Genomic DNA, 6,829 nt, shown 5'->3' with positions numbered 1-6,829 from the left:
ATTGGTTTTTCCCAGCCTTTTTATCTTGTTGATGAGACCCAGAGGGCCATTGTATTACAACTGGGAAAGCCCATTGGGGATGCAGTTGGCCCAGGTATTCATTTTAAAATTCCTGTAATACAACAGGTGCAAAAATATGACTACAGAATTTTAGAATATGACTCACCTCCTGCAGAGGTAATCACAAAGGACAAAAAGACCCTTGTGGTTGATAATTATACCAGGTGGAGGATTTATGACCCCTTATTATTTTACAGGACAGCCAGGACAATATCCAGGGGGTTGGCAAGATTGGATGATATTGTTTATTCAGAGTTAAGAGTAGCTCTAGGCAGATACAACCTTATTGATATTGTTTCTTCAAAGAGAAATGAAATAATGGCCAATGTCACAAGAAATGTAAAAAAAGAACTCAAAAAGTATGGAGTTGAGGTAATAGACGTAAGAATAAAAAGGACCGACCTTCCACCAGAAAACCAGAAGGCAATATATGCAAGGATGAGATCAGAGAGGGAAAGAGAGGCAAAACAGTATAGGTCTGAAGGGGCTGAACAGGCTGCAATAATAAGGGCCAAGGCTGACAAAGACAGGGCCGTGATACTTGCAGAGGCAAATAAAAAGGCCCAGATATTAATGGGAGAAGGGGATGCCTTGGCAACAAAAATATATGCAGAAGCATATAAAAAAGATCCTAAATTTTTTGATTTGTTAAGGTCATTTGATGCCTATAAAAGAGGATTTGATGCCAATTCTCGGTTGGTCATGTCTTCTGATAATGAATTTTTGAATTATATGGAAAAGACAAAATAAGCACTAAAATATTGGATTTCAGTGTAGGTAGTTATAATAGAATGTAAAGAAAAAAGAGGGCATATGCCCTCTTTTTTTGTTAGACCATAGCTATTTGTTCTTGTCTGGGGGGGGAATTTTTAGTTAAATACCTTGGGGAAGGCACAAATATTGGAAATTGCAAGGCAAATTCTCTTACTTGTTTTCTTATCTTTGCGATTACTGTTTCATTGTCTTTAAATTTTAAGGCCTGGATTAGAAATTCCATTACTCTGTACACATCTTCTTCCACCATACCCCTTGTGGTGACTACAGGGGAGCCTATCCTGATACCAGATGTTATAGTTGCAGGTTTATCTTCAAAAGGAACAGCATTTTTATTTACAGTTATTCCCACTTTTTCAAGGCATTGTTCTGCATCTTTTCCTGTTAGACCTTTATTTCTCAAGTCAATTAAAACGAGATGATTATCTGTTCCTCCAGTTACCAGATTGAAACCTTCGCTGATCAAAACATCAGCCATGGCTTTTGCATTTTTCAATACCTGTTTTTGATAATCTTTAAAATCTTCTGACAATGCCTCTTTAAATGCAACGGCCTTGGCTGCTATAATGTGCATTAATGGACCGCCCTGGATACCAGGAAAGATTTGAGAGTCTAGCTTTTGTCCCAGTGCTGCAGAGGATAAGATAAATCCACCTCTTGGTCCCCTTAGGGATTTGTGGGTAGTGGACGTGACAACATGGGCATATTTTACTGGATTGGAATGTAGACCTGCTCCAACTATTCCTGCAATGTGGGCCATATCCACCATAAGATAAGCACCTACATCATCTGCAATTTCTCTAAATTTTTGAAAATCTATCTGTCTTGGATAAGTGGACGCTCCAGCAATTATGATTTTGGGTCTGTGTTTTTTGGCCAGGGATTTAACCTGTTCAAAATCAATAAGCTGTGAATCTCTATCTACCCCATATGAGAAACTTTTATAGATTTTGCCTGAAAAATTAACCTTGCTTCCATGGGATAGATGTCCACCATGTGATAAATTCATTCCTAAGATAGTGTCCCCTGGTTTGAGTAGTGCAGCATATACTGCCATATTTGCCTGTGAACCAGAGTGGGGTTGAACATTCGCATATTCTGCTCCAAATAATGTTTTGGCCCTCTCCCTTGCAAGGTCTTCAGCAATATCAACGTTAAAACAGCCACCGTAATATCTTTTACCTGGATAACCTTCTGCATATTTATGGGTAAGACAGCTACCAGCAGCTTCCCTAACCCCTGGGGAGGTGAAATTTTCAGACGCAATCAACTCAATTGTCTCTCTCTGCCTTTTTTCTTCAAGGGATATAGCCTTCCATATCTCTGGATCATGAACCTTTAAATAACTCATAACCTCACCTTCCTGGATTGGATTTTTTAAGGAATCAATGAGATTATTTTAATACACAAACCATAATGTCCTGTCAAATATACATATTTTTATATTTTTTATATTAATTTTAAATTTTTTTTATAAAATACTAAAAATTTAGATTGCTATTTTTAACTTTTAAGTACTTTTTTCGGTAAATATGGCAAATATAAATTTTTTAAAAAAATAAATTTAATAAAAACAACAAATTAAGCTTTAAAGATGAATTTTCGAAAAAATAATTTCATTTTCTATTGTTATAATTTTGATAAACTTAAGATAAAAAAGGGCAAACCAAAATGTTTTAATTTAGTTTTTAATTGCAAAAAAAATATTATTTAGGTATGAATATAGAAATAGGATTTATTTACTTAAGAGTCGGTTAAATTAAAAAGAATTGTAAGGAGGTTCATATGCCCGTAAAAAAGATTCCTAGCACGCAATCTGCTTATTCTTTTCCTCTTTTAATAAAAAATCTTTTAAAATTTCCCCTGACATATAACCCAGACCAGGAGATAGTCTATAGGGACAAGTTTAGATATACCTATAGGGATTTTGGAAAAAGGGTCCATAAATTGGCCAATATGTTAAAATCCATGGGCATTAAAGAAGGGGATGTAGTAGGTGTAATGGATTGGGATAGCCATAGATATTTAGAGTGTTTTTTTGCTGTGCCAATGATGGGCGCAGTGCTCCATACCATAAACATAAGGCTTTCACCAGAGCAGCTCGTGTATACAATAAATCATGCTGAGGACGATGTAATATTGGTAAACTCTGATTTTCTTCCCATGCTTGAGGCAGTTAAGGACCAAATAAAAACAGTGAAAAAATTTATTCTCTTAACTGATGAGGATGAAATTCCTTCTACGTCTATAGAGCTTGCTGGGGAATATGAAGATCTTATTAAAAATCAGAGTGAAGAGTATGACTTTCCTGAATTTGACGAGGATACCATGGCAACCACTTTTTACACAACAGGAACCACTGGTTTGCCAAAAGGTGTATATTATAGTCATAGGCAGATAGTCCTACACACCTATGGACTTATTTCTGCATTGTGTACTATGGGATATGGTATGAGGGTGGATAATAGCGATGTGTATATGCCTCTTACCCCTATGTTTCATGTCCATGCCTGGGGAATGCCATATATGTTTACCTGGATTTGCGGAAAACAGATCTATCCAGGTCGATACGATCCTGAAATGATTTTAAAATTAGTCCTTCAAGAAAAGGTTACTTTTTCTCACTGTGTACCAACGATAATCCATATGTTGGTAACATCTCCAATTATAAAGCAGATAAATCTATCTAACTGGAAAGTAGTCATTGGTGGTTCTGCTCTTCCTCAGAGACTTTGTAAAGAGGCCCTTAAATATAATATCAACATTACATCAGCCTATGGAATGTCTGAAACATGTCCCCTGCTCACAGCAGCTCTCTTAAAGCCACACATGGTTGATTGGGACATAGAAAAACAGGTTCCAATTAGGTGTAGGACAGGGATTCCTGTTCCAAATGTATTATTAGAAGTAGTTGATCCAATGGGAAATCCCCTGCCCCATGACGGTAAGTCCACAGGTGAGGTGGTAGTAAGGGCGCCTTGGTTAACTCAAGGTTATTTGAAAGATCCTGAAAAGAGCGAACAGTTATGGGAAGGTGGTTGGTTACATACTGGAGACATTGGATATATTGATGAACAAGGGTATTTAAAAATTACAGATAGATTAAAGGATGTGATTAAAACAGGTGGCGAGTGGATATCTTCACTGGAATTAGAGGATATTTTAAGTCAACACGAGGCAGTAAGTGAAGTTGCTGTGATTGGTGTTCCAGATGAAAAATGGGGAGAGAGACCTCTGGCACTAGTTGTATTACATGAAGAATTCAAGGGAAAAGTTGGTGAAGATGAACTAAAAGAACACTTTAAAAAATATGTTGAGGACGGCACTATTCCAAAATATGGAATCCCAGATAAGATAGAAATTGTAGATCAAATTCCAAAGACAAGTGTTGGAAAGATAAATAAAAAAGAGATAAGAAAGATGTATCAATAAAAAAACTAAGGGGGCTAAGTAAGCCCCCATTATTCACCTAATTCTTTTGATCTTTTGCATGCATGATGAAGTGCATCTATTATTGCACCCCTAACTGCCATTCTGTCAAAGTGGTTCAGGGCTGCAATGGTGGTGCCTGCTGGAGATGTGACCATCTCTCTTAACCCTGCCAGACTGTTGTCTAATTCTTCTATCATTTTTGTAGTTCCGCTAAGCAGTCCTTTGACCATCTCAATTGAGGTCTGTCTTTGAAAACCCAGTGATACCCCCGCTTCTACAAGTGCTTCTAAAAAATAGATAATATACGCAGGGCCTGATCCTATGAGGGCAGTGTATGCATCTATGTAGTTTTCCTCCATTTCAAAACACTTACCCAATACATTGAAAAGCTCAATTACTTTTGCATGAGTGGACTCATCGACCTCTTCTTCAAAACATATTGCAAACATCCCTTTGCCAACCAAGGCGGGGGTATTTGGCATAATACGGACGACCTTGGCCTTGCCTCCACACCACTTTTTTATTTTTTTTATCTTAATCCCAGCGCAGATAGACATTAGGGTGTGGTTATCTAAAAAAAGATCCTTATATTTTTTTAAAAGGGATTTTACTTGAGTAGGCTTAACAGCTAAAAGGATGTAACTGGATTTTTGGATCAACTCTGGAATATCTCTGGCCTTTTCTACCTTTAGCTCCATACAAATTTTGTATAGCTTTTGTTCATCTACATCATAACCAATAAGTGAGGTATCTTTTAAGGAACTCCAGCCCTTTAAAATTGCCCCTCCCATATTGCCAGTGCCAATGACTCCGATTGTGTCCATTAATTATAATACCTCCAGTTTATCGAAAAAATAGGATATTTCCTTTACAGCGTTTTCTGGACTATCAGATCCATGTACTGAATTTTTTTCAACATCCAAGGCAAATTGATTTCTGATTGTGCCTTGTTTTGCTTCTTTTGGGTTTGTTGCCCCCATAAGTTCCCTATATCTTTTTATGGCGTTTTCTCCTTCTAGCACAGCTACAACTATTGGACCTGAGCTCATATAATTTGTTAGGCTGTCAAAAAATGGCTTTTCTTTGTGGACTTCATAAAAACCTTCAGCCTGTTTTTTGTTTAGGTGGAGCATTTTCAATGCCTTGATTTTTAGGTCTGCTCCCTCAATCATCTGTAAGATCTTTCCTATAAGATTTCTCTCAACAGCATCCGGTTTAATAATGCACAGTGTCTGCTCAACCATATCTTCCTCCTAGTTATTGTGTTATGGGTTCTGTCATGGATTGCCCCAATTTTTATGCCCTATTCTTTTCAATGTCAATTCTCTTTGCTAACCGTGGTAACTTGGGAACTAACATTTTCTTATTTTATTTGATAATAGATTTTTGATTTTTTTATTTGAAAAAATAATTTTTATAGCTTTATTTCTTATTCTATAAAAGATTTTGCTCTTTATGAAGTATCATAAAAACTTAATAGAATGGAGGAGATAATGAGAAAGTTAAATTGTTTTGGGCTTGCATGTCCAGGACCTGTTTTAAAATGTAAAGAAGTCATTGAATCTGAGAGCCCTGAACTTTTAGAAATTTTGGTTGATAATGCGGCTGCTAAGGAAAATGTATGTCGTTTTTTAAAATCAAGGTCATATTCTGTTGAGACTAAAGAAGAAAAAGAGGGATTTAGAGTCTTAGCAAAATTGTCTGATGGTGCTATACCAGGTGGTGAAATGAAAGACGAGGATCTGTCTGAATATACTTGTGAAATTACTCCACCTTTGGAAACACAAGACAAACAGCTTGTATTTATTACTTCAGATGTAATAGGCCATGGAGATGATATATTGGGTCAAAAACTTATGTTGAATTTTTTAAAGACCTTACCTGAGATGGGTAAATCTTTATGGAGGATTATTTTATTAAACGGCGGGGTCAAGCTTGCAACAGAGGATGGAGAGGTCTTAGATGCCCTAAAAGAGCTGGAAAAATCTGGTGTGTCTATTTTAGTTTGTGGCACTTGTCTTGATTTTTTTAAACTTTTGGACAAAAAAAAGATAGGAGAGACAACTAATATGTTAGACGTGGTAACAAGCCTTCAGATGGCAACAAAGGTGATTAAGATTTAAATGGCAGAAAAAATCAGATTAAATCGCTTTCTGGCCCGATCAGGAGTTTGCTCCAGGAGACAGGCAGATCAATTAATTAAAAAGGGATGTGTTAAGGTAAATGGGATTATTGTAACAGAGCTAGGCACAAAGGTTGATATTGATGATGAAGTTGTTATTAATGGTAAAAAGGTCTCAATAGAGACCTTTAAAAACAAAAATTTTACATATATTGCCTTATATAAGCCAATTAAGGTTGTAACCACCCTCTCTGATCCCCAAAAAAGGAAGACCATTTTAGACATATTGCCTGAAAACTTGCGTAAGTTGGGACTGGTGCCTGTTGGCAGGCTGGACTATTTTTCAGAAGGGCTTTTAATTTTAAGCAATGACGGAGATTTTGTTTATAAGATGACCCATCCTAAATTTCACCTAAAAAAGGTATATGTAGTTGAAATTAA

The 6,829-nt window shown here is 36.5% G+C and carries 7 protein-coding genes; 4 read left to right on the top strand and 3 right to left on the bottom strand.

The genetic code is table 11. From position 1 onward, the window contains the following. The coding region (gene hflC / locus ACY2V1_RS01690; protein ID WP_461833061.1) for a protease modulator HflC at positions 1–810 on the top strand (810 nt) is incomplete at its 5' end. 79 nt (positions 811–889) lie between these two features. Here the strand turns inward: hflC and glyA are convergent. Further along, positions 890–2,185, bottom strand: a complete 1,296-nt coding sequence (gene glyA / locus ACY2V1_RS01685) for a serine hydroxymethyltransferase (protein WP_461833060.1) — start codon at positions 2,183–2,185, stop codon at positions 890–892. A gap of 434 nt (positions 2,186–2,619) precedes the next feature. On the opposite strand from glyA, the gene ACY2V1_RS01680 reads away from it, so the two are divergent. Then, the gene (locus ACY2V1_RS01680; RefSeq protein WP_461833059.1) at positions 2,620–4,266 is read left to right on the top strand and encodes a fatty acid--CoA ligase; all 1,647 of its coding nucleotides are present in this window, start codon (positions 2,620–2,622) and stop codon (positions 4,264–4,266) included. A 29-nt stretch (positions 4,267–4,295) separates the two neighbouring features. Here ACY2V1_RS01680 and proC read toward each other — a convergent pair whose 3' ends face one another. Next, positions 4,296–5,090 (bottom strand): pyrroline-5-carboxylate reductase, encoded by a 795-nt coding sequence (proC, locus tag ACY2V1_RS01675; protein ID WP_461833058.1) that lies wholly within the window; start codon positions 5,088–5,090, stop codon positions 4,296–4,298. Positions 5,091–5,093: 3 nt separating this feature from the next. After that, complete coding sequence (ndk, locus tag ACY2V1_RS01670) at positions 5,094–5,510, bottom strand: nucleoside-diphosphate kinase (RefSeq protein ID WP_461833057.1); 417 nt, start codon at positions 5,508–5,510, stop codon at positions 5,094–5,096. A gap of 249 nt (positions 5,511–5,759) precedes the next feature. On the opposite strand from ndk, the gene yedF reads away from it, so the two are divergent. Then, entirely contained in the window at positions 5,760–6,389 is a 630-nt protein-coding gene (gene yedF, locus ACY2V1_RS01665; RefSeq protein ID WP_461833056.1) for a sulfurtransferase-like selenium metabolism protein YedF, read from the top strand. Further along, on the top strand, positions 6,390–6,829 hold a 440-nt coding region (locus ACY2V1_RS01660; protein ID WP_461833055.1), incomplete at its 3' end, for a pseudouridine synthase.

Source organism: Desulfothermus sp., assembly GCF_053993635.1.
This window is presented reverse-complemented; position numbering and strand designations above follow the sequence as displayed.

What these genes read in the sequence shown, in the direction of transcription:
- glyA (WP_461833060.1), bottom strand. Translation starts at nt 2,185, where the DNA reads ATGAGTTATTTAAAGGTTCATGATCCAGAGATATGGAAGGCTATATCC.
- yedF (WP_461833056.1), top strand. Translation starts at nt 5,760, where the DNA reads ATGAGAAAGTTAAATTGTTTTGGGCTTGCATGTCCAGGACCTGTTTTA.
- ACY2V1_RS01680 (WP_461833059.1), top strand. Translation starts at nt 2,620, where the DNA reads ATGCCCGTAAAAAAGATTCCTAGCACGCAATCTGCTTATTCTTTTCCT.
- proC (WP_461833058.1), bottom strand. Translation starts at nt 5,090, where the DNA reads ATGGACACAATCGGAGTCATTGGCACTGGCAATATGGGAGGGGCAATT.
- ndk (WP_461833057.1), bottom strand. Translation starts at nt 5,510, where the DNA reads ATGGTTGAGCAGACACTGTGCATTATTAAACCGGATGCTGTTGAGAGA.